This is a genomic window from Qipengyuania huizhouensis (genome assembly GCF_019711635.1).
In the GTDB taxonomy this organism is placed as follows: Bacteria; Pseudomonadota; Alphaproteobacteria; order Sphingomonadales; family Sphingomonadaceae; genus Qipengyuania; species Qipengyuania huizhouensis.
Map to the genome: position 1 here is coordinate 74,450 of NZ_JAIGNT010000007.1, position 19,915 is coordinate 94,364.

The following is a 19,915-nucleotide window of genomic DNA, read 5'->3' on the forward strand; positions in this document are numbered from 1 at the left end:
CTTACAGGCCCACCTAGGCGCTCGGAGTTCATGGAAACGACAGGAACCGAACACCCGAAGACGGGTCTCTGGGCAGCCGTTGGCGCCTATCTGATCTGGGGGTTTTTGCCGCTCTACCTGATTCTGGTGCGCAGCGTTCCGGCGATGGAATTCGTCGGCTGGCGGATTGTCTGGACTCTGCCGCTGTGCCTGGTGATCGTGACCGTGCGCAAGCAGTTGCCGCAATTGCGTGCGGCATTGGCCAATCGCAGGACGATGGGTTGGCTCTTCATCTCGGCCACCCTCATTGCGGTGAACTGGATCGTCTATGTATGGGCGATCCAGAGCAATTACGTCTATGCTGCGAGCCTCGGTTACTACATCAACCCGCTGATCAATGTCCTGCTCGGCACCCTGCTTTTGAAAGAGAAGCTTTCGCGTTTCCAATGGGCGGCCGTTGCGCTTGCAGCGATCGGCGTATCGTTGCTCCTTGGCGGCGCTCTGACCACGCTCTGGATCAGCCTTACACTGGCATTGAGCTTCGGAACCTACGGTCTCATACGCAAGCAGGTGGATGTAGGCGCCCTGCCCGGCCTGACCATCGAATCCCTATTGCTGCTGGTCCCCGCCTCCGGCGTGATCTGGTTCTACTCGGGCACACCTGGAGGTTCGTCATTCGCCCAGTCGACCGAGCTTAGCCTCGCGATCATGCTGGGCGGTGTACTCACGGCGATACCGCTGCTTATGTTCGCCATCGCCGCCAAACGACTTCCTTATTCGACGCTCGGTTTTATTCAGTTCCTCGCTCCGAGCATCGTCTTCGTTCTCGGACTGACCGTCTTCGGCGAGGAATTGAAACCCGTCCAGGCCGCATGCTTTGCCTGTATCTGGGCAGCGGCGGCGATCTTCGTGTGGGATCTGTGGTCGCGCTCTAGGAAGCCAGCCGCCATTTGAGTGTTTCGCCCGCGTGGAAGGGCACGATGGCTGCTTCTCCGCCTTCCACTTCGGAAGGAACTTCGACCGGCCTTTTTTCCAGCGTGATGCGCGCCTCGTTCACCGGCAAGCCATAGAATGCGGGACCATTGAGGCTGGCAAATCCCTCGAATTGCTCGAGCGCATCTTCCTCGTCGAAGACCGTGACGTAGCTTTCGAGAGCGAAGGGTGCGTTGAAAATGCCCGCGCAGCCGCAGTCACTTTCCTTGGCGTAACGATGGTGCGGCGCGCTGTCCGTCCCGAGGAAGTATTTCGCCGAGCCGCTCGTCGCCGCCTTGCGCAGCGCCAGGCGGTGTTCCTCGCGCTTGGCAACCGGCAGGCAGAACATGTGCGGGCGGATACCGCCGACGAGGATCGCGTTGCGGTTGATGTGCAGATGCTGGAGCGTGATCGTCGCCCCGACCCTTGGCCCGGAAGCATCGACGAACTGCACTGCCTGTTTCGTGGTGATATGCTCGAAGATAACCTTCAACTCGGGCAAACGCTCGACAAGGGGGGCGAGGACTTGGTCGATGAATACCGCCTCGCGATCGAAGATATCGATTTCAGCGTGGGTAACCTCGCCGTGAACGCATAGCGGCATTCCGATCTGCGCCATGCGCTCGAGAACGCCAGATATATTTGCAACGTCTGTCACGCCATAAGCGGAATTGGTCGTCGCCCCCGCAGGATAGAGCTTCGCCGCTGTAAGCACGCCATCGGCGAAGCCCGCGGCCAGATCATCGGCATCGGTTTCGTCCGTGAGATAGGCGGTCATCAGCGGAGTGAAATCCAGCTCTTCGGGCACGGCCTCGAGAATCCGAGCGCGATAGGCGGATGCAAGCGCGCTTGTAGTCACCGGCGGGGCGAGGTTCGGCATTACGATGGCGCGTGCGAACTGGCGCGCGGTATGCGGCACGACTGCGCGCATCGTGTCACCGTCTCGGAAATGGAGATGCCAGTCGTCGGGGCGGCGGATCGTCAGCGATTCGGTGGCGGTACTCATGGCGGTTGCCTATGGCGGCAGGCAGCCTATCTGTCACCCATGACAGCTACCCGCCTGACCAACCGCGCGGTCATCCGCCTCTCCTCGCAGGACGATAGCGAAAGCGTCGCCGATTTTCTCCAGGGACTGCTGACCAACGATGTGAAGCAGAAACTGCCGGTCTATGCCGGCTTGCTGACTCCGCAGGGCAAGGCGCTGTTCGACATGATCGTCTGGCCCGCAGGCAACGGTCAACTCCTGCTCGACTGCGAAGCGGAGTTTGCCGAGGAACTGGTCAAGCGCCTCTCGCTCTATCGACTGCGCCGGAAAATCGACATTGCGGTGGACGAAAATGTCGGTGTGCACTGGGAGAAGCATGGTGGCGACGGCGGCGCGCCCGATCCGCGGCTCGCTGCAATGGGCCAGCGCTGGCTTGCCCCCGTGTCCGATGGCGACAAGGCGATAGATGATGCGTATATCGCCCACCGCCTATCGCTCGGCGTACCCGAAGGTCGTGCCGAACTGGGTGACATATTGTGGCTCGAGACCAATGCCGTCGAGCTACACGGCGTCACTTTCGACAAGGGTTGCTATATCGGGCAGGAAAACACTGCGCGGATGAATTGGCGCAGCAAGGTCAACCGGCGGCTGGTGGTGGTGCCGTTCGACATGTCGGAAGAGAAACGCCGCAATATCGGCTATCCCGATCTTGGCTTCGCCGTCGATCACTTGCGTGTGAGCGACATCGATCCGCTGATCGCTCCCGACTGGATGCGTTCGGGCCTGGTACCTAAAGAATAGTCGTTTCGAGCGAGCGGACCAGCATCCGCTCCGCCCGGTCTCGCGCAGCGGTTTCAGGGAGGCCCAGCGAGCGAGCGAGCGCTGATCCGATCAGCGCATCGCCCATTGCCATCAGCACGAGTGCCAGCGTTTCCTCATGGACCTGGGTCGCGTTGCCCGAATGCGCGGCTTCCTCAGGCGCTATCTCGTCAACCAGTGCATGGATCGTTTCGACGATAGGGGTCAATGCATCTTCATTGCCGGTCAGGATCATCCAGCTGGCGAGCGCGCCTGCACCTTCCTTGTCGAAAGCATCGAATGCGAGATCCACGACTTCGCGCGGGTGGCCAAGGCCGGCCCGGCTGGCACGCACGGCATCGGCAATGGTGGAGCAGACAGCCTGAGCCAGATGGCCCGCGAGCTCTTTCTGCAATCCGGCAGCCGAACCGAAATGGTGCAACAGATTGGCATGGGTACGTCCGATCCGGCCCGCCACGGCCTTGAGCGTAACCGATTGCGGCCCGGTCTCGATCAGCAGGCTGCGCGCCGCTTCGAGTGCGGCGAGACGGGATTCTTCTGGAGATAGACGTTTGCGGGTTGCCATGGCCACATAGCGTTATCGTATCGACCGTTTAACGCAAGGCGTTAAGCTCACGTTATTGACATGAATGTAAGTAACAACTACTGACATCAATGTAAGTTAACCCGGAGCCGTCCCGATGAACGCCCCCGCGCATTTCGATCACTCACAAACCAAATCTACGCCCACTCCGGGAGACCTCACGATCACCGTTCGTGACGAGCGCTTCAATCGCGCCACTACCCCGCGTCGCTGGTGGGCGGGCGAGCCATTCGGCACAGCCTGGCACAATGCCCTGTCTGCCACCTTCCCGCGTGGCGAAGCCTTCTTCATCGAAGCCGTAAAGGCGCATCGCGACGGCGCCGATCCGCAGCTTGCGGCAGAGATCCGCGCTTTCGTAAAGCAGGAAATCAATCACACCCGCGAACATATCGCCTTCAACCGTCTCGCCGAGGATCATGGCTATGACATCAAGGCGATCGACAGGCGGGTGGAGCAAATGCTCGCCCTGACCAAGGATCGCCCGGTCATCGTGAACCTCGCCGCAACCATGGCGCTCGAACATTACACCGCCATGATGGCGAGCGAGTTCTTGGCCAATCCGCAGCATTTCGAGGATGCCGATCCGGAAGTACGCGCGATGTGGGAATGGCATGCGATCGAAGAGATCGAACACAAGGGCGTCGCTTTCGACACCTGGAACCATGCCACGAAGGACTGGTCGAAGTGGCGGCGCTGGAAGCTGCGCAGCCTGATGATGCTGATCGTCACCTTCAACTTTTTCCGCAACCGCTGGATCGATACACTCGAACTGCTCGCTCAGGACGGGATCAAAGGCGGAAAGGCCAAATGGGGTCTGCTCAAATACCTTTTGGTCAGCCCGGGCGTGGTGCGCCGGATCTTCCCCGCATGGCTCGCCTACTTCAAGCCCGGCTTCCACCCATGGGATCACGACGACCGTGAATTGATCGGCAAGTACGAAGGCGAATTCGAAGCCGCTCTCATCCCGGCAGAATAATTTCGCGCGCCTCGCCAGAGAAACAAGGGCCCCGCGATTATTTGCGGGGCCCTTTTCTATGCCGCCTGGAGCGGAGCGGCGATCTCGTCGCCTAAATCGATGCGATAGAGCATGCATTGAGCCTCTTCGCCGCGTCCGCAGCTATGCCGCAGCGCGACCTTGCCGGTGGGCCGGAAGCCTAGTTTACGAAGCACCCGGCCAGATGCCGGATTGTCCGTGAAATGGCCCGCGCTCAGGCTGTTGTGGCCGAGCAGACGCGCGATCTCCATAACCCCGCGCGCCGCTTCGGTGGCATATCCCTGCCCCCAGAATGGCCGGGCGATCCAGTAACCGAGCTCTGTGCCGTCCACTCCGGGATCGATTCCGATGCAACCGATTAGGTCAGAACCAGCGGCTGTCGGACGGGTAATCAGGAACACCGGATGGCGCGGATCGTGATCGCGCTGGACGAAGCTTCGGGCATGTTCGGGAAGATAGGGCCAGGGCGCCGAGGCGAGATTGCGAACGACTCCCTGATCGGCGATTACGCCAAACAGCGCTTCGGCATCTTCGGGCCAGGCAGGCCGCAGCAGCAACCTGTTCGTAACATGGAACATCGGCATTCTCCCCGTGAGATCCACGCTCCGGGCTCCTAGGCCGGACGCGTGACAATTGCGTGGCGGCGATACAAAGTTTCGCCGAATGGAGAGGGAGAAACGACAAGAGGGAGACGGGTCGGCCCCATCTCCCTCTTCGTCTGCCGGATCGTTAGCCCGGCTGGGACCGTCCCGTCTGGACGATCCCGTTATCGGAGCGTCCTGTTATTCCGCAGCTTCCGCCATCATATCGACCGATACGTATTTGCGGCCGAGCTTGCCCGAGTGGAATCGAACGACGCCGTCGGTAAGCGCGAACAGCGTGTGGTCCTTGCCCATGCCGACGTTGACGGCGGGATAGAACTTCGTGCCACGCTGGCGCACGATAATGTTGCCGGCGACCACGGACTGGCTGCCGAACTTCTTCACACCAAGACGACGACCGGCCGAATCACGACCGTTACGCGACGAACCGCCTGCTTTTTTATGTGCCATGGTCCGGTTTCCTTACTTCTTGGATTCGGTCTTCTTAGGCGCTGCCTTCTTGGCCGGAGCCTTTTTGGCAGGTGCCTTGTCGGTAGCTGCGGCCTTCTTCGGTGCAGCCTTCTTCGCCTTGGGCGCGGCCTTCTCTTCGGAAGTATCCTTCTTCGGAGCGGCCTTCTTGGTTTCAGCCTTCGGCGCGTCGTCCTTCTTGGCCGCTTCCTTCTTCGGAGCAGCCTTCTTCTCGGCCTTAGAATCGCCCACCGCCGTGATACGCAGCAGGGTCATCTGCTGGCGATGGCCGTTCTTGCGGCGATAGTTGTGACGGCGACGCTTCTTGAAGACGAGGACCTTTTCGCTCTTCGCCTGCGCAATGATTTCGGCCGACACGGTAACCTTGCCGGCGTCCGAAAGCTTGTCGCCTTCGCCTGCAAGCAGGACGTCGCCCAGCGTGATGGTATCACCGGCTTCGCCAGCCAGCTTCTCAACCGCGATCTTGTCTCCGGCGGCAACCCGGTATTGCTTGCCGCCCGTGCGCACTACTGCGAACATGGTACGTATCTCTCGTTCAAATTGCTGTGCCGCAATCCACAAAACGAACTCTTGCGAATCCGCGGCGCACCCGTCGACCCACCAATTGGCGGGCCCGGAAAGAAGCGTGCCGTTAGGCGAATGCCGTGCCCAAGTCAACGCCGGACAATGCGCTTTTTTGCATTCCCGCTGGCACGAAGCCGCGCCCGTGCTATGTGGCGGGCATGCCGCGTCATGCAAGAGCTTCCCTTCTCACCTCGCTGGCAATCCTGCTGGGTGCCTGTGCTTCGACCGACGGGAATTATCCTTCGCTCGCCATACGCGATGCCGAGCGGGCGGAAGGACAGTTCGACACGGGTGAACCCGCCCGCCTCGACATTCCACCTGTCGAAGTCGACCTGACCGGAGGACTGGACGCACGTCTATCCAGCCTGGTCGCAGCTGCCGAAGAAGCTCATGCTGAATTCGGGGAAGTCCGGCCCCGCGCCGAACAGCTCGTTTCCGCCGCAGCAGGCAGTGCCGTGGGCAGCGATAGCTGGGCCAGTGCCCAAGTCGCCCTCGCCGAACTCGATTCGGCTCGTAGCCGTGCAGCCGTTCCGCTGGGCGACCTCGACGCGCTCTACGCAGCGGCGCGCGTCGCCGCCGAAGATACCACCGCCGTCGATCTCGCCCGCGACCGGGTTATTGCGCTGGTCAGTGAAGAGGACGCAGTTCTGGAATTCCTGCGCGCCCAAATCCGATGAGTCTCGCGTGTTCGACCTGTCCGGTTCGCGATCGGGCGGCCTGCTCCGTATTGGGCGAGGCCGAGCGAGAAGAACTGGCCAAGGCGGGACGGACGCGCAAGCTGGCGAAAGGCGAAACCCTGTTTACCGCAGGAATGAGCGCAGCGTCCTGTGCCACCCTGCTCAGCGGCGCACTCAAGATTACGTCGACCGATGCCGACGGGCGAGAGCGTATCCTTTCCCTGGTCCACCCTTCCGGCTTCGTGGGTGAGATGTTCGCACCCTATATGCGGCATGACGTTGTCGCCTTGGGCGATAGCGAGCTTTGCGTATTTTCCGGCCCGGCCTTCGCCGAGGCGATCGATCGTTACCCGAAACTGAGCCAGGCGCTGCTGCGGCGGACGCAGGAAGATCTTTTCGCTAGCCGCGAGTTGCTGGCGCTGACCGGCAATGCCTCGGCAGAGCAGCGCGTCTCCGGCGCCCTGCTTTCGATTTCCCGCGCAGCGAGCGATTCGCCCTGCCATCTGGCCAGCCGGTTCGATTTGCCGATCTCTCGTGGCGAACTTGCCGACATGCTGGGTCTTACGATCGAGACGGTGAGCCGGATGCTGACCCGCTTCGAACGGGAAGGCGCGATAAGGCGCGACGGAAAGCGCGGGATCGAACTGGTCGACCCCGCGCTCCTCCCCCTGTCTTGAGGCGATCTAACGGACCAGGGTCGCTATAGAGACCGTTGCCACGCCCCAGCAGAAGATGATGATTGGCAGTATGAGCATTTGCACGCTGGCGTCCCGCGCGCTCAATCGGCCCGTCAGCGTGGCGATGCCATCGCGCCGAAGCTTCGAGAAGGTCATTTGCTTTGACGCGGTCTCCGGAGCCAAGCGCGTCCAGATGGCCGGGACACCGAAGCCCGCGACGATGAAGACCGTGAAGATCGCCATCGGAATGACGAGGCCGGGCGTCGACAAGCCTGCCGCCATGACGAGCAGGAAGCCGAGATAGAGCGCCACTGTCGCGGCATAGAGACCCTTTGGCAGCTCGAAAGTGCGATCGACTTCATGCCGCGGCTTCGGCGCGTCAACTATGATAGCCTGTTCGGCAACGAGTTCGCGAGTGAGGTGCTTGGACATTTCCGATCTCCTTCGTTGGAGATGGATTGCCTCTTTGGCGGGCCGTTTTCCTTGATCGAGATCAAACGGCCGAATTTAATTCCAGCGTGCGAGGTCGATCCGGTCCTGTGCGCGCGGCTCGATCCAGTGCCAGCCATCGGCGCGCCGTTCGCGCTTCCAGAACCACGCAGCGGATTTGAGATGATCCATCACATAGTCGGCCGCATCGAAGGCGCTGCGTCGGTGGTGGGCGGCAGTTGCGACCAGTACGATTGTCTCGCCCGGGCTCATTACGCCGACCCGGTGCCAGACAAGAGCACCTTCGAGATCGAAACGCACACGTGCTGCCTTGGCCAGTTCTTTCATTCCCGGGAGGGTCAAGGGCTCGTAGTGCGAGAGTTCGAGGGCGCGAACATCGTCACCGGGGCGAACCTTGCCAAGGAATGAGACGATCCCACCTGCCTCGTCATGCGCGGTATTGAACGCAGCGAGCGCCTCCCCCACCGAAAGGCCCTTGTCCAGCAGACGCACGTCGAGCGGACTGGAAAGCGCGAGCCTAGCCACCGCTCACCGGGGGCAGCAAAGCCACCTCGTCGCCGTCTTCGGCTTTCAGCGCGCGCTTGTCGGCGAGTACGCGGCCCTTGCAGGCGAGATTGACGCGATCCTCATTCAGCTGTGCCGCGACTTCTGGCCCGACCGCTTCTCGCAACCCTGCCCAATCGAGCGGACCGTCCACCTCACGCGATTGCTCACCCGCAATATCGCGCAGCGGGCCCAGGAAAAGGATGGTGACGCTCACGTAGCGGCCTGAAGATATTGTCCGGTGATGCCCGGCGCATTCGAGAGATAGTCCTCGATCGCCACCAACGATTCACCCGTTCCCGCAATGAGGTTCACACGTTGCGGCGTATATTTGCGGGCCAGCATTGCGGCAGCGGCCTTCCGCCATTCGCCATGGGTATGGTCCGCAGGTTCCAACGCCACCATCACGTCCTGTCCCGCGCCAAGCGCACGTTCGATGGGGTCAAGCCAGTTCTGGTGGAACAGCCCTGCAGCGGCAAGGGGTTCGTCCGGCAGACCTTCGACTTCGATCCGCTTCATTCACGCCGCTCGCGGTGGAGCGTGATGCCGATCTTCTCTCCGGCTTCGGCGATGGCCAGCTTGACGATCTTCACCGTCACCGCCTCGACGCGCCGGTCCTGCAAAAACAGCGTTTCGCAGATATGATCGGCTACCGCCTCTATCAGCTTGAAATGCACGCCCTCGGGTAGCGCGCCTGAAGCTGCGAACTTGAGATCCATGTAATTCTTCGAATCATCGAGCGAAGTGTCCGCGTGATAATGCCGCAGCGGCTTCATCCGTGCCTGGATCGTGAAGCGCAAAGGCTGCGGCTTACCCGTCTCCTCCGAGTAGATTCCGGTAAGCACGTCGTGTTCGAAATCGGCGACTTCGAGGATAAGCGAATCGTTCATGCGACGGGGCTTTAGCGCGGATTGGACCAGCGCGCGAAAATTGCGGTCGGCAGCAGGCGTCCGCCCTCTTCCTGCACCGCCAGATCGCCATGTTCGATTGTGCCGGGAAGTTCCGCGAGCATCTCTTCCAGCAGACCGCCCAGCGCAAGGCTGCTCATGCGCACGGCATAGACGGTTAGAAACAGGAAACTGCTTTCGTCATCGAGCAGCTGGCGACAATCGGAAACGAGGTCGGGTAGGCCCTGCTCCAGCCGCCAGACTTCCCCGTCCGGACCGCGGCCGAATTTGGGCGGGTCGAGAATGATCCCGTCATAGCGGCGCCCGCGGCGAACCTCGCGCGCGGTGTATTTCATCGCATCCTCTACCAGCCAACGGATCGGACGATCCTCCAGTCCCGCCAAGGCAGCATTTTCCCGGGCCTGCGCCACGGACTTCTTGCTCGCATCGACATGGGTGACACGGCCAAAACGGGACAGGGCCTGGCTACCAACGCCTGTGTAGCCGAAGAGATTCATCGTTTCGGCATCGGTGCGGCCGTCCAATTGCTCCCCCATCCACGTCCACACCGGGGCCATGTCCGGAAAGAAGCCGAGGTGGCGGAAGGGTGTGCATTGTGCAGTAAAGCGCGCTTCGTCGCCCCAGCCGAGTTCCCAGCCGTCACGCGGTACGTCGCGGGAGAATTGCCAGCGCCCGCCGCCGTCTTCGTCGCTTCCGGGGACGAATTCGCCATGTGCATACCATTCATCGAGCCGCGGCGACCACATTGCCTGCGGCTCGGGGCGGATCAAGCGATACTCGCCATAAGCCTCGAACTTGCGTCCGTGACCGCTATCGAGCAGCCGATAGCCGTCCCAACCCTCGCCGACCATCAGCCCCGGATTGTGCAAGAATTCGGCCATCAAGCGGCGTTCTCGAGGATATGATCGCGCACGGCCTCATATGTACCGGGCAGTTCGACATAGCTCTCTTCGCGAGCGAAGAGATCGCCAATGCGCGCGGGCAAGCCGGGGCGGATACCGGTGGCCCGCTCGACCGCGTCGGGGAATTTCGCCGGATGCGCGGTGGCGAGAGTGACGACCGGAACCGTGGGATCCACATCCGCCAGCCGCGCGGCGTGGAGACCGATAGCGGTATGCGGATCGAGCAATTGGCCGCACTCTTCATAGGCCCAGCGCATGGCCTGCGATGTTTCGGCCTCATCCGCCCGGGCACTGGTGAAGAGTCTTGCTGCGCCTTCGCGCTGGGCATTGGTTAGGCGCATCGCCTTCTGCGCATTGAAACTGTGCATCTGGTCGGCCAAAGCCGCCCCGTCACGCCCGCCGACATCGAACAACAGCCGCTCGAAGTTCGAGCTTACCTGAATGTCCATGCTGGGCGCGGCAGTGGGCGTGACCGTACCGGCGGAATAATCCCCCTGGCTCAGCGCACGGTGGAGGATATCGTTGACGTTGGTGGCGACGATCAATCGCTCGATTGGCAGACCCATTCGCGCCGCAACATGGCCGGCGAAGACATCGCCGAAATTACCCGTCGGGACGCTGAAGGCCAGCTTACGCTGTGGCCCGCCCAGCTGAAGCGAAGCAGCGAAGTAATAGACGACCTGCGCCATCAGTCGCGCCCAGTTGATCGAATTGACTGCGCCGATGCGAAGCTTGGCTGTCACGTCACCATCGGCAAAGATGCGCTTTACCATCGCCTGAGCGTCATCGAAACTGCCCTCGATGGCGATGTTGTGAACATTGGGTGCACGCACAGTCGTCATCTGGCGGCGCTGGACATCGCTCACCCGGCCCTTCGGGTGGAGCATGAAGATTTCGACATTCTCGAGCCCCGCCACCGCATCGATCGCTGCGCTGCCCGTATCTCCGCTGGTTGCGCCAACAATCGTCAGGCACTCATTCTTACCGCTGAGAAATTCCTCGAACAACAGACCGAGCATTTGCAATGCCACGTCCTTGAAGGCCAGCGTTGGGCCATGAAAAAGCTCGAGCACCCAATGGCGTTCGTCCAATTGCCCTAACGGTGTCACCGCCTTGTGCGAAAAGCGGTCATAGGCCTTGGCAGTCAGCCTGCGCAGGCGTTCGGGCGTCAGGCAGTCGCCCACGAAAGGCTGCATGATCCGCGCCGCCAGCGCCGGATAGGAAAGGCCTGCCAGCGCGGCGATCTCCTCCTGCGAGAAACGAGGCCATTCGCGCGGCAGGTAAAGCCCACCGTCGTTGGCCAGCCCGGCGAGAGTGACGCCTTCGAAATCGAGCGCCGGTGCGCTGCCGCGTGTTGAGACGTATTCCATCGGATCGAGCGACTAGCCGCGCCCCGCGCGCCTCGCAAGCAACACCGGCTAGGCCCGGTCGTGGCTTTGCTTCTTTTCGGCCTGTTTCCCGGCGCCTTCCTCGGCCGCTTCCAGCCCAAGCTTGAGGCGATGGAGGCCGGCAGCAGCAGCAGCCGCGTGCGGCCCGATCCAGCGTTCGTGAATCGCCTGGATCGGCATGGCGTCGAGGTGATTGAACCGTTCGCGCCCCTTGCGCACCGGCACCACCAGCCCGGCCTCTTCCAGCACGCGCAGGTGCATCATCACCGTTGTGCGGTCCAGTGCCGGAAAGCAGGTGCACAGTTGCTTGGTGGTGAGCGGCCGCAATTTCAGCGCATCGCAGATTTCCCGCCGCACCCGGTTGGCCAGCGCCTTGAAAACATGATCGAGTTCATCTTCGTTTGACATGTTAGATTTTTATAACATAATTGGCCGCGACTCAAGTGGAGTATGAAGTATGCAGGTGAATTTCAGAGTGTCGGGGCGGATCGCTAAGCCGGTGGCAGAAGTGTTCGAAGCGGTCGCCGATCCGGAAAAGCTATCCCGATATTTCACGACCGGCGGCGCCGAGGGCAGGATCGAGCCGGGTGCCACGGTGACATGGGATTTCCACGATTTTCCCGGCGCCTTCCCGGTCGAGGTGATCGAGGTCGTCCCGAACGTAAAGATCGTTCTGGAATGGGACGCAAGCGAAGGCGAAGGCGGCGAGATTGGCACGAAAATGCGGGAGGCGGGCTACAAGACCACCGTCACCATAATGTTCAAGCCCATCGAAAACGGGCGCACGCTGGTGGAAATCGCCGAGGAAGGCTGGCGGGACGCGCCCGGCGGGCGGCGCAGTTCCTACAACAACTGCGAAGGCTGGACCGGGATGCTGATCGCAATGAAAGCCTGGCTGGAGCACGGCATCAACTTGCGCGAAGGGTTCTACAAATAGATCACTCGCCCGGCCGCCGCCTGCGCCGCAGGGCGAGCACATAGATTACCAGCGCAGTGAGGGCGAAGAAGAACCACTGTCCCGCATAGGCGAGATGGTTATTGGGAATGTCCGCAGGATCGGGGGGTGAGAGCGGTTCCAGCCCGGCTTGCGGCGGAGATGCGACGAGCCGGGCTTCCTGCCCTGCCGGCCCAACGATACCCTCGACGGGCCCACCACTCCACTCGACGACCTGTGGCCGTGCGCTCCAGCCGAAGGCAACTTCAGCTTCCCCGCCCCCTGCGAGCCTGCATCGCGCCATCTGCGCCACGCCGCTCTGTCCCGTGAGATTCCGTCCGGAGGTGGTTCGCTGCGAAAGAACTTCTCCGCAAACAAGGTTGCTGCGCCTGTAAAGTGTGCCTTCGATTTCTTGAGTACTTCGCGGAAATTCGACCGGACTCGCGAGATCCTGCGCCGAGGCAAAGCGGGCCAGCATCGCTTCCTTCTCGTCCATTCGCGCCAGCTGCCAAAAGCCCAGTGCAATCATGGTCGCAATGGCCGCAGCCACGACAATCGTCGATATAATCGGAACACGCATCACAGCTTTCGGCTCCCAGCCTCGCGCGCGTCATTGCCGTATTCGCTGGCCAGCAACCCCGCCTTGGTCACCCGCAGCAGGGCGATGACGAGCGCGAGGGTCAGCGGAATCCATAGCAAAGCATGCACCCACCAAGGCGGTTCGACCGACAGTTGGAGCCAGATAGCCAAGCCGACGGTAATCGTCCCCACTACCAGCGTAACCAGTGCAGCGGGTCCATCACCCACGTTGAAGCGCGAATAGTCGAGTTCGCAATTCGAGCATTTATCGGAGAACGCCAGCACGCCGTCGAACATGGTCTTCTCGCCGCAGCGCGGGCACAAACCGAAAAGGGCAGCCTGGCCAATGCCGGGCTGCCCCTTGTGCGGTTCCGGCGAACCGGACGTCATCAGTGGGTCGCGGCGCCCCAGCCGCCCCATACGTAGACGACAGCGAAGAGGAACAGCCATACCACGTCGACGAAATGCCAGTACCAAGCAGCCGCTTCGAAGCCGAAATGCTGGCGCGGAGTGAAGTGGCCCTTGTAGGTGCGGATGAGGCAGACGATCAGGAAGATCGTACCGACCAGCACGTGGAAGCCGTGGAAGCCAGTCGCCATGTAGAAAGCGGAACTATAGGTGTTTCCACCGAATTCGAAGGGTGCGACGGCGTATTCGTAAACCTGGATGGAGGTAAACAGCACTCCGAGAAGGATGGTGAGCCAGAGTCCCCTCTTGAGACCTTCACGATCGCCGTGGATCAGCGAGTGGTGCGCCCAGGTTACGGTCGTTCCCGAACAGAGCAGAATCAAGGTGTTAAGCAAGGGAAGGCTGAAAGGATCGATAACGTATTCGATCGCCGCTGGCGGGAATGTCCCCCCGATCACTTCGGAAATCTCGCTTGGAAACAATGCGAAATCGAACCAGCTCCAGAACCAGCCGACGAAGAACATCACTTCCGAAGCGATGAACAGGATCATACCGTAACGCATGTGCAGTTGGACGACAGGCGTATGGTCGCCGCGCTCGGCTTCCTTCACTATGTTGGAAAACCAGCTGAAGAAGGTCGCGATCAGGCCGGCAATGCCGAGGCCAAGCACGAGATGCGCGGACGGCAATTCGTGCATGTAAAGCACCATGCCGCTGGTGAAGGTCAGTGCCGACAGCGAACCGACAAAGGGCCAGATGTCGGGTTCGAGAATGTGATATTCGTGATTGACGTTACCAGCCATTGTATTCGTATCCTGGGTTTCGCTTTGCGTGAGGCCCTTAATGCGCGATCGCCCGCGGGTCTAGGGGCTAGGCGCGCTTAATCCTTCGCCTCGTGGAAAGTGTAGGAAAGGGTGATCTGCTCCACGCCTTCCATGTTCGGATCGTCCAGCGCCTTGGGATCGACGAAGTAGAGCACCGGCATGCGCACTTCCTGCCCTGGCTGGAGTGTCTGCTCGGTAAAGCAGAAGCACTGGACCTTGTTGAAATAGGCGCCGGCCTGTTCGGGCTCGACGTTGAAGGTCGCGGTCCCGGTAATCGGGCGGTCCGAATTGTTCTTGGCGAGGTAGATGGCCATGTCACGCTGCCCGATGGTGACCGTGTCCGTCACCTGCTCGGGCCTGAACGACCAGCCGAGGCCCGGCGCGACCGTTCCGTCGAACCGGATGGATATCTGCTGGCCGCCTGCGGCCTGCCCCAGCCGCTCGGCAATCGCCGCTTCGCTTTCAGTAGCGCGCTGGGTGGTGCCGCCGAAGCCGGTTACCTGACAAAAGAGCTGGTAGAGCGGCACCGCCGCATATCCGAGGCCCAGCATCCCCGCAGCCGCCGTCAGCGCGAGCAGCGCGGTCCGGTTCTTGCGGGATTCGAGCGTCGCGGTAGTCATGTCTGCCTCACATTCTCACAATGGTGATAGCGTAGAACAGGATTGCCATAAACAGCAGGATGCCGCCGAGTACGAGGTTGCGGCTCTTCTGACGCCGGCGATATTCCTTCTCTTCTTCGGGGGTCATCCGAATACTCCATATTGAGCTGCGACACGATCGATCACCAGCGCGCCAAACAAGGCGAACAGGTAGAAGACGCTGAAGGCGAACAGCCGCTTTTCGAGGCCCATCTTGTCACCTTCCTCCGCCGTGCGGAATGCCACGGGCAAGCTCATCAGCAGGAAGACCAGCGACAGCAGGATCGCGGTCACACCGTAAAATGCACCGGTCCCGCCGATCAGCCAGGGTGCGGCGGCGATGGGAACCAGCACGATGCAATAGGCGAGTATCTGGCGGCGGGTCGACTTCTCGCCCTTGACCACCGGCATCATCGGGATACCAACCTTGGCATAATCGCTCTGCACGAACAGCGCGAGCGCCCAGAAATGCGGCGGGGTCCAAAAGAAGATGATAGCAAACAACAGAACCGGCATCAGCGTGATGTCGCCTGTTACCGCAATCCAGCCGATCATCGGGGGAAACGCCCCTGCACCGCCGCCGATCACTATGTTCTGCGGCGTGCGCGGTTTCAGCCAGATTGTGTAGACGACCGCGTAATAGACAATGCTGAGCGCGAGGATGGCGGAAGCCAGCCAGTTGACCCCCAACCCCATGATCACGACCGACGCAGCAGAGATAAGTACGCCAAAGTCGCGCGCATCGGTGCGTTGCATCCGGCCTGCGGGCAGGGGACGCTTCGATGTGCGTTTCATCCCCGCATCGATATCCGCTTCCCACCACTGGTTGAGTGCCGCCGCCCCGCCCGCACCCAGGGCGATGCACAGGATGGCGGTAAACCCTATGATCGGATGGATGCTTCCCGGCGCAGCGAGCAGGCCGCACAGGCCGGTGAAGATGACGAGGCTCATCACACGCGGCTTGGTCAGCGCGAAAAAGTCGCGCCAGTCCGCAGGGAGCTGGGTAGTTGAGACGGCGTCGGTCATGGGATTCGCTTGTGGCAGCGCCTATAGGCGGTCAGACTCGCTTAATCCAGTCAATCAGCAAGCGATTGACTGCCTCGGGCCGTTCCTGCTGCGTCCAGTGGCCCACACCATCCAGAATATGCCCCTCTACCTTCGGAGCGAACATTTTCATCAGCGCTACGGGATCCGTCACAGCCCCGAAGAGATAGGTTGCGGGATCGCGCGTTCCACCAATGAACAGTGCAGGCTGTTCGATCCGCTTGCCTTTCCAGCCCTGTAGCCATTCGTAGTCGCGCTCGTGGTTGCGATAGCGGTTGAGCGGGCCGCGAAAACCCGACCGGCTGAATTCACCTTCGTAGAAGTCGAGGTCTTCCTTTGTAAGCCACGGTACGGGCTGCGGGTCCGGCAGTCCTTCCAGGAAGGTCGCACCTAGCGGCTTCGTCCAGTAATCGCCCGGCGGCACATCGCCGCTGATTGAATACATCATTCGCGCCACCCAGTCGCGCGGGTCCTTTTCCGCCTCGGCTTCGGCAATGCCCGGTTCCTGGAAATATTCCTGGTAGAAGAACATGCCCTTGCTGGTGAAGTGTTCGCGAAAGACTTCAGTGAAAGGCCGCTGCGGCACGCCTGCGAAGGGGACTGAGAGGCCTGCCACAGCTTTGAAATGTTCCGGATGGGTCAATGCCGTGTTCCAGACGATCGGCGCACCCCAGTCATGACCGACGAGGATCGCCGGCTGGTCGGGCTGTAGAGCCAACTTGAGCCCCACGAGATCGCCGACGATACGCTCCATCGAGTATGCTTCGACCGGATGCGGTTTGTCCGAACCGCCATATCCGCGCACGTCGATTGCGCAGGCGGTGAAACCTGCTTCCGCGAGCGGGGCCAGTTGGTGACGCCAGCTATACCAGCTTTCGGGAAAGCCGTGGACGAGGATGACTAGCGGGCCCTCCCCCTCGATGGCGCAGCGAAGGCTCAGTTCTCCGACGTCGATGTTCCGCAATTCGGCCATGATGTTCCTCGATCCGTACAAAAAGAAAACGGCCGGCCCTTCATGGGGCCGGCCGCTCTCACTTGTCCAGTAGCGGTGACGCTCAGGCCTTGGCAGGCTCCGGGTCGCCGATATGGTCGTGGTAATCGTGGTGTTCCTCGATCACCGGCAGTTCGCTGAACTGGTGAAACGGCGGCGGGCTCGACAGGCTCCACTCGAGCGTAGTCGCACCTTCGCCCCAATAGTTGTCTTCCGCCTTCTTCCCGGCCACGAAAGCGTAAATGATGTTGATGAAGAAGAACACCATCGAGAACGCCATGATCATGTAGCCGATAGTGCTGATCTCGTTCCAGTACTGGTACGCGTCGGCATAGTCGGGATAACGGCGCGGCATGCCCTGCCAGCCAAGGAAATGCTGCGGGAAGAAGATCACGTTCACGCCGATGAAGAACAGCCAGAAGTGAATGTGGCTGAGCAGTTCGGAGTGCATCTTTCCGCTCATCTTCGGGAACCAGTAGTAGAAGCCCGCGAACAGCGAGAACACCGCACCCATCGACAGGACGTAGTGGAAGTGCGCAACCACGAAGTAGGTGTCATGTACCACGTCGTCCACGCCGCCATTGGCGAGATAGACTCCAGTCACGCCGCCCACGGTGAAGAGGAAGATGAAGCCCAGCGCCCAGACCATGGGTGACTTGAACTCGATCGATCCGCCCCACATGGTGGCGATCCAGCTGAAGATTTTCACACCGGTCGGTACCGCGATGACCATGGTGGCAGCCGTGAAGTACATCTTCGTGTTCACGTCGAGGCCCACGGTATACATGTGGTGCGCCCAGACGATAAAGCCGACCACGCCGATAGCGACCATGGCATAGGCCATGCCGAGATAGCCGAACACCGGCTTGCGGCTGAAGGTCGCCACGATCTGGCTGATCATGCCGAAGCCCGGCAGGATCATGATGTAGACTTCGGGGTGACCGAAGAACCAGAACAGGTGCTGGTACAGGATCGGGTCACCGCCGCCAGCGGGATCGAAGAAGGTCGTGCCGAAGTTACGATCGGTCAGCAGCATGGTGATGGCTGCGGCCAGCACCGGAAGCGCGAGCAGCAGCAGGAAGGCAGTGACCAGCACCGACCACACGAACAGCGGCATCTTGTGCAGGGTCATACCCGGCGCCCGCATGTTGAAAATGGTGGTGATGAAGTTGGTCGCTCCCAGGATCGAACCTGCACCGGCAAGGTGTAGCGAGAAGATCGCGAAGTCGACTGCCGGACCGGCCGAGCCGCTGGTGGAAAGCGGCGCATAGACCGTCCAGCCGGTGCCCGCGCCCGGTCCCGTGCCGCCAGGCACGAAGAGCGAGAACATCAGCGAGGCAAAACCGGCGACGGTCAGCCAGAACGAAATGTTGTTCATGCGCGGGAAGGCCATGTCCGGCGCGCCGATCATAAGGGGCACGAACCAGTTGCCGAAGCCGCCGATCATCGCGGGCATGACCATGAAGAAGACCATGATCAGGCCGTGGGCGGTGATGAACACGTTCCACATGTGCAGCGACGTGTCGAAATCGGCGGTACCGCCCATGAATTCGGCCCAGAACTGCAGGTACTGGATACCCGGCTCTGCAAGCTCTGCCCGCATGATACCCGAGATCGCACCACCGACGATACCGGCGATGATCGCGAAGATCAGGTAAAGCGTACCGATGTCCTTGTGGTTGGTGGACATGAACCAGCGCGCGAAGAAGCCGGGTTTGTGGTCGGCATGATCGTGCGCGTGGTCGGTATGGGCCTGGAAGTTATCGGCGGTGGTAGCCATGATGCTAGTCTCTCGCGTAGGAAATCGTCGTCGGTCTTATAAGTTGGTCGCGTCTTCGACCGGCGGTGCACCTGCTCCCGGAGCAGACGGTTCGGAACTTTCCGGCTCCTGCGCGGGCACGGCGGCAGGATCGGCTTCCACGCCCTCCTCTTCCGCCCCGGCAATGGTGCCGCCCTGCGCCAGCACCCATGCATTATACTGGTCCATCGGCAGAGCCTCGACGGCGATCGGCATATAGCCGTGACGCGCGCCGCACAGTTCGGAACACTGGCCGTAATAGACGCCCGGTTCGTCAACCTGGAAAATCTTCTCGTTCAGACGACCTGGAACGGCGTCCATCTTGAACCAGAGGCTGGGTACGGCGAAAGAGTGGATCACGTCGGCCGCAGTAACCTGCAAACGGATCGGAACGCCGACCGGCACGACCATGCGATTGTCAACTGCCAGCTGGTGCGGCTCGCCGCGCGCCAGAGCTTCTTCCTTGTCGAGCATGTTCGAGACGATTTCGAAATCGCCATTATCGGGATAGGCATAACCCCAGTACCACTGATAGCCGATCGCCTTGATCGTGATCGCATCCTTGGGCGGGGATTCGTACTGCTTGGCAATCAGCGTGATCGAAGGGATTGCGATAGCAAGCAGAATGAGCGCGGGGACAACGGTCCACACGACTTCGATCAGCGTATTGTGGCTCGTCTTAGAAGGAACGGGGTTAGCTTTCTTGCGGAAGCGGAAGATGGTGTAGAGCATCAACAACAGGACAAAGGCACAGATTGCCACCATCACCCAGATGAGGCCGAAGTGCAGGCCATAGGCAAAATGGCCCGTCTCGGAATACTGCGGCTGGATATCCCAGCCCGCATCTACCGGCATGCCCTTGCCTTCTGTCGGCGCCATAGGCGTGTAAGCGCCGCTGCCTTCCGAAACCGCCTCGGGATTCGCTACATCCGCCGCTTCGGCCGGATCTACGGATTCGAGTTGTTCGGTCGCGGCTCCTTCCGCGGCGTCCTGGGCCAGCGCGATATTTGCGCCGAATACCAGCATGAGCGCCATCGCAAGGCTGGCTACGATCCGGTGAAATCCGAGAGTTTTCATTACTTTGGCACTCTTCCGTGTCGTGTCGTATTTCGGGTATGCGTCGCCCGCGGATCCCACTTGCGCGCGGGAATCCGTCCCTCAAGCGAGGCCCGATTGCGTTGCGCCCTA

The 19,915-nt window shown here is 61.0% G+C and carries 27 protein-coding genes; 6 read left to right on the forward strand and 21 right to left on the reverse strand.

From position 1 onward, the window contains the following. Positions 1 to 30 precede the first annotated feature (30 nt). Positions 31 to 933: an EamA family transporter RarD gene (rarD, locus tag K3180_RS08105; protein WP_221539788.1), complete on the forward strand. Its 903-nt coding sequence runs from the start codon at positions 31 to 33 to the stop codon at positions 931 to 933. Here the strand turns inward: rarD and pyrC are convergent. After that, a complete protein-coding gene (gene pyrC / locus K3180_RS08110) occupies positions 911 to 1,957 on the reverse strand; it encodes a dihydroorotase (RefSeq protein ID WP_221539790.1) in 1,047 nt (348 codons plus the stop codon). The genes rarD and pyrC overlap by 23 nt on opposite strands. 39 nt (positions 1,958 to 1,996) lie before the next feature. Between pyrC and ygfZ the strand changes: the two genes are divergently transcribed. Continuing rightward, entirely contained in the window at positions 1,997 to 2,737 is a 741-nt protein-coding gene (ygfZ, locus tag K3180_RS08115; RefSeq protein WP_221539792.1) for a CAF17-like 4Fe-4S cluster assembly/insertion protein YgfZ, read from the forward strand. Here ygfZ and K3180_RS08120 read toward each other — a convergent pair. Beyond that, positions 2,727 to 3,320: a TetR/AcrR family transcriptional regulator gene (locus K3180_RS08120; RefSeq protein ID WP_221539794.1), complete on the reverse strand. Its 594-nt coding sequence runs from the start codon at positions 3,318 to 3,320 to the stop codon at positions 2,727 to 2,729. The genes ygfZ and K3180_RS08120 overlap by 11 nt on opposite strands. Before the next feature lie 115 nt (positions 3,321 to 3,435). Here K3180_RS08120 and K3180_RS08125 point away from each other — a divergent pair, with 115 nt between their 5' ends. Further along, the gene (locus K3180_RS08125; RefSeq protein WP_221539796.1) at positions 3,436 to 4,314 is read left to right on the forward strand and encodes a metal-dependent hydrolase; all 879 of its coding nucleotides are present in this window, start codon (positions 3,436 to 3,438) and stop codon (positions 4,312 to 4,314) included. A gap of 56 nt (positions 4,315 to 4,370) precedes the next feature. Here K3180_RS08125 and K3180_RS08130 read toward each other — a convergent pair whose 3' ends face one another. The 3 genes from K3180_RS08130 to rplU form a co-directional block, all read right to left on the reverse strand. Further along, positions 4,371 to 4,910, reverse strand: a complete 540-nt coding sequence (locus tag K3180_RS08130; RefSeq protein ID WP_221539797.1) for a GNAT family N-acetyltransferase — start codon at positions 4,908 to 4,910, stop codon at positions 4,371 to 4,373. 204 nt (positions 4,911 to 5,114) lie between these two features. Beyond that, positions 5,115 to 5,384 (reverse strand): 50S ribosomal protein L27, encoded by a 270-nt coding sequence (gene rpmA / locus K3180_RS08135; RefSeq protein ID WP_221539800.1) that lies wholly within the window; start codon positions 5,382 to 5,384, stop codon positions 5,115 to 5,117. A 12-nt stretch (positions 5,385 to 5,396) separates the two neighbouring features. Next, positions 5,397 to 5,921 carry a 50S ribosomal protein L21 gene (gene rplU, locus K3180_RS08140; RefSeq protein WP_221539801.1) on the reverse strand — a complete coding sequence of 175 codons (525 nt, stop codon included), beginning with the start codon at positions 5,919 to 5,921 and terminating at the stop codon, positions 5,397 to 5,399. A gap of 125 nt (positions 5,922 to 6,046) precedes the next feature. Between rplU and K3180_RS08145 the strand changes: the two genes are divergently transcribed. Together K3180_RS08145 and K3180_RS08150 are read left to right on the forward strand one after the other, a co-directional pair. Next, positions 6,047 to 6,643 carry a hypothetical protein gene (locus K3180_RS08145; RefSeq protein ID WP_221539802.1) on the forward strand — a complete coding sequence of 199 codons (597 nt, stop codon included), beginning with the start codon at positions 6,047 to 6,049 and terminating at the stop codon, positions 6,641 to 6,643. Then, the gene (locus tag K3180_RS08150) at positions 6,640 to 7,320 is read left to right on the forward strand and encodes a Crp/Fnr family transcriptional regulator (RefSeq protein WP_221539803.1); all 681 of its coding nucleotides are present in this window, start codon (positions 6,640 to 6,642) and stop codon (positions 7,318 to 7,320) included. The genes K3180_RS08145 and K3180_RS08150 overlap by 4 nt, the downstream gene beginning before the upstream one ends. Positions 7,321 to 7,326: 6 nt before the next feature. On the opposite strand, the gene K3180_RS08155 is transcribed toward K3180_RS08150, so the two are convergent. The 8 genes from K3180_RS08155 to K3180_RS08190 form a co-directional block, all read right to left on the reverse strand. Continuing rightward, positions 7,327 to 7,752, reverse strand: a complete 426-nt coding sequence (locus tag K3180_RS08155) for a hypothetical protein (protein ID WP_221539804.1) — start codon at positions 7,750 to 7,752, stop codon at positions 7,327 to 7,329. Positions 7,753 to 7,827: 75 nt separating this feature from the next. Then, positions 7,828 to 8,295, reverse strand: coding sequence for a molybdenum cofactor biosynthesis protein MoaE (locus K3180_RS08160; protein ID WP_221539805.1), 468 nt, complete (start codon positions 8,293 to 8,295; stop codon positions 7,828 to 7,830). Further along, positions 8,288 to 8,530: a MoaD/ThiS family protein gene (locus K3180_RS08165; RefSeq protein WP_221539806.1), complete on the reverse strand. Its 243-nt coding sequence runs from the start codon at positions 8,528 to 8,530 to the stop codon at positions 8,288 to 8,290. Before K3180_RS08165 ends, K3180_RS08160 begins: the two co-directional genes overlap by 8 nt. Continuing rightward, positions 8,527 to 8,832 carry a Rossmann fold domain-containing protein gene (locus K3180_RS08170; protein ID WP_221539807.1) on the reverse strand — a complete coding sequence of 102 codons (306 nt, stop codon included), beginning with the start codon at positions 8,830 to 8,832 and terminating at the stop codon, positions 8,527 to 8,529. The genes K3180_RS08165 and K3180_RS08170 overlap by 4 nt, the downstream gene beginning before the upstream one ends. Beyond that, positions 8,829 to 9,203: a dihydroneopterin aldolase gene (locus K3180_RS08175; protein ID WP_221539809.1), complete on the reverse strand. Its 375-nt coding sequence runs from the start codon at positions 9,201 to 9,203 to the stop codon at positions 8,829 to 8,831. The genes K3180_RS08170 and K3180_RS08175 overlap by 4 nt, the downstream gene beginning before the upstream one ends. A gap of 11 nt (positions 9,204 to 9,214) precedes the next feature. Further along, positions 9,215 to 10,102, reverse strand: coding sequence for an RsmD family RNA methyltransferase (locus K3180_RS08180; protein ID WP_221539811.1), 888 nt, complete (start codon positions 10,100 to 10,102; stop codon positions 9,215 to 9,217). Next, positions 10,102 to 11,493: a threonine synthase gene (thrC, locus tag K3180_RS08185; protein WP_221539813.1), complete on the reverse strand. Its 1,392-nt coding sequence runs from the start codon at positions 11,491 to 11,493 to the stop codon at positions 10,102 to 10,104. Before thrC ends, K3180_RS08180 begins: the two co-directional genes overlap by 1 nt. A 48-nt stretch (positions 11,494 to 11,541) precedes the next feature. Further along, complete coding sequence (locus K3180_RS08190) at positions 11,542 to 11,919, reverse strand: ArsR/SmtB family transcription factor (protein ID WP_221539814.1); 378 nt, start codon at positions 11,917 to 11,919, stop codon at positions 11,542 to 11,544. A 49-nt stretch (positions 11,920 to 11,968) separates the two neighbouring features. Here K3180_RS08190 and K3180_RS08195 point away from each other — a divergent pair, with 49 nt between their 5' ends. Then, complete coding sequence (locus tag K3180_RS08195; protein ID WP_221539816.1) at positions 11,969 to 12,448, forward strand: SRPBCC family protein; 480 nt, start codon at positions 11,969 to 11,971, stop codon at positions 12,446 to 12,448. Position 12,449: 1 nt separating this feature from the next. Here the strand turns inward: K3180_RS08195 and K3180_RS08200 are convergent, their stop codons facing one another. The 8 genes from K3180_RS08200 to coxB form a co-directional block, all read right to left on the reverse strand. Further along, positions 12,450 to 13,025, reverse strand: coding sequence for an SURF1 family protein (locus K3180_RS08200; protein WP_221539818.1), 576 nt, complete (start codon positions 13,023 to 13,025; stop codon positions 12,450 to 12,452). Continuing rightward, positions 13,025 to 13,414, reverse strand: a complete 390-nt coding sequence (locus tag K3180_RS08205; protein WP_221539820.1) for a DUF983 domain-containing protein — start codon at positions 13,412 to 13,414, stop codon at positions 13,025 to 13,027. The genes K3180_RS08200 and K3180_RS08205 overlap by 1 nt, the downstream gene beginning before the upstream one ends. Then, a complete protein-coding gene (locus K3180_RS08210) occupies positions 13,414 to 14,235 on the reverse strand; it encodes a cytochrome c oxidase subunit 3 (RefSeq protein ID WP_221539821.1) in 822 nt (273 codons plus the stop codon). The genes K3180_RS08205 and K3180_RS08210 overlap by 1 nt, the downstream gene beginning before the upstream one ends. Positions 14,236 to 14,312: 77 nt before the next feature. Then, the gene (locus K3180_RS08215; RefSeq protein WP_221539823.1) at positions 14,313 to 14,876 is read right to left on the reverse strand and encodes a cytochrome c oxidase assembly protein; all 564 of its coding nucleotides are present in this window, start codon (positions 14,874 to 14,876) and stop codon (positions 14,313 to 14,315) included. Positions 14,877 to 14,999: 123 nt separating this feature from the next. Continuing rightward, the gene (locus K3180_RS08220; protein ID WP_221539825.1) at positions 15,000 to 15,920 is read right to left on the reverse strand and encodes a heme o synthase; all 921 of its coding nucleotides are present in this window, start codon (positions 15,918 to 15,920) and stop codon (positions 15,000 to 15,002) included. A gap of 31 nt (positions 15,921 to 15,951) precedes the next feature. Beyond that, positions 15,952 to 16,911 carry an alpha/beta fold hydrolase gene (locus K3180_RS08225; RefSeq protein WP_221539827.1) on the reverse strand — a complete coding sequence of 320 codons (960 nt, stop codon included), beginning with the start codon at positions 16,909 to 16,911 and terminating at the stop codon, positions 15,952 to 15,954. A gap of 82 nt (positions 16,912 to 16,993) precedes the next feature. After that, positions 16,994 to 18,709 carry a cytochrome c oxidase subunit I gene (gene ctaD, locus K3180_RS08230; protein ID WP_221539829.1) on the reverse strand — a complete coding sequence of 572 codons (1,716 nt, stop codon included), beginning with the start codon at positions 18,707 to 18,709 and terminating at the stop codon, positions 16,994 to 16,996. 36 nt (positions 18,710 to 18,745) lie between these two features. Continuing rightward, on the reverse strand, positions 18,746 to 19,804 hold the full coding sequence (gene coxB / locus K3180_RS08235) for a cytochrome c oxidase subunit II (RefSeq protein WP_247710412.1): 1,059 nt from the start codon (positions 19,802 to 19,804) through the stop codon (positions 18,746 to 18,748). Positions 19,805 to 19,915 lie beyond the last annotated feature (111 nt).

Excerpts from the sequence above, each read along its gene's own strand:
- K3180_RS08155 (WP_221539804.1), bottom strand. The coding sequence starts at position 7,752 with ATGTCCAAGCACCTCACTCGCGAACTCGTTGCCGAACAGGCTATCATA.
- K3180_RS08120 (WP_221539794.1), bottom strand. The coding sequence starts at position 3,320 with ATGGCAACCCGCAAACGTCTATCTCCAGAAGAATCCCGTCTCGCCGCA.
- rpmA (WP_221539800.1), bottom strand. The coding sequence starts at position 5,384 with ATGGCACATAAAAAAGCAGGCGGTTCGTCGCGTAACGGTCGTGATTCG.
- K3180_RS08130 (WP_221539797.1), bottom strand. The coding sequence starts at position 4,910 with ATGTTCCATGTTACGAACAGGTTGCTGCTGCGGCCTGCCTGGCCCGAA.
- rplU (WP_221539801.1), bottom strand. The coding sequence starts at position 5,921 with ATGTTCGCAGTAGTGCGCACGGGCGGCAAGCAATACCGGGTTGCCGCC.
- K3180_RS08125 (WP_221539796.1), top strand. The coding sequence starts at position 3,436 with ATGAACGCCCCCGCGCATTTCGATCACTCACAAACCAAATCTACGCCC.
- K3180_RS08195 (WP_221539816.1), top strand. The coding sequence starts at position 11,969 with ATGCAGGTGAATTTCAGAGTGTCGGGGCGGATCGCTAAGCCGGTGGCA.
- K3180_RS08150 (WP_221539803.1), top strand. The coding sequence starts at position 6,640 with ATGAGTCTCGCGTGTTCGACCTGTCCGGTTCGCGATCGGGCGGCCTGC.
- K3180_RS08180 (WP_221539811.1), bottom strand. The coding sequence starts at position 10,102 with ATGGCCGAATTCTTGCACAATCCGGGGCTGATGGTCGGCGAGGGTTGG.
- ctaD (WP_221539829.1), bottom strand. The coding sequence starts at position 18,709 with ATGGCTACCACCGCCGATAACTTCCAGGCCCATACCGACCACGCGCAC.
- K3180_RS08200 (WP_221539818.1), bottom strand. The coding sequence starts at position 13,025 with ATGCGTGTTCCGATTATATCGACGATTGTCGTGGCTGCGGCCATTGCG.
- thrC (WP_221539813.1), bottom strand. The coding sequence starts at position 11,493 with ATGGAATACGTCTCAACACGCGGCAGCGCACCGGCGCTCGATTTCGAA.
- pyrC (WP_221539790.1), bottom strand. The coding sequence starts at position 1,957 with ATGAGTACCGCCACCGAATCGCTGACGATCCGCCGCCCCGACGACTGG.
- rarD (WP_221539788.1), top strand. The coding sequence starts at position 31 with ATGGAAACGACAGGAACCGAACACCCGAAGACGGGTCTCTGGGCAGCC.
- K3180_RS08220 (WP_221539825.1), bottom strand. The coding sequence starts at position 15,920 with ATGACCGACGCCGTCTCAACTACCCAGCTCCCTGCGGACTGGCGCGAC.
- K3180_RS08225 (WP_221539827.1), bottom strand. The coding sequence starts at position 16,911 with ATGGCCGAATTGCGGAACATCGACGTCGGAGAACTGAGCCTTCGCTGC.
- K3180_RS08170 (WP_221539807.1), bottom strand. The coding sequence starts at position 8,832 with ATGAAGCGGATCGAAGTCGAAGGTCTGCCGGACGAACCCCTTGCCGCT.
- ygfZ (WP_221539792.1), top strand. The coding sequence starts at position 1,997 with ATGACAGCTACCCGCCTGACCAACCGCGCGGTCATCCGCCTCTCCTCG.
- K3180_RS08175 (WP_221539809.1), bottom strand. The coding sequence starts at position 9,203 with ATGAACGATTCGCTTATCCTCGAAGTCGCCGATTTCGAACACGACGTG.
- K3180_RS08190 (WP_221539814.1), bottom strand. The coding sequence starts at position 11,919 with ATGTCAAACGAAGATGAACTCGATCATGTTTTCAAGGCGCTGGCCAAC.
- K3180_RS08205 (WP_221539820.1), bottom strand. The coding sequence starts at position 13,414 with ATGACGTCCGGTTCGCCGGAACCGCACAAGGGGCAGCCCGGCATTGGC.
- K3180_RS08210 (WP_221539821.1), bottom strand. The coding sequence starts at position 14,235 with ATGGCTGGTAACGTCAATCACGAATATCACATTCTCGAACCCGACATC.
- K3180_RS08215 (WP_221539823.1), bottom strand. The coding sequence starts at position 14,876 with ATGACTACCGCGACGCTCGAATCCCGCAAGAACCGGACCGCGCTGCTC.
- coxB (WP_247710412.1), bottom strand. The coding sequence starts at position 19,804 with ATGAAAACTCTCGGATTTCACCGGATCGTAGCCAGCCTTGCGATGGCG.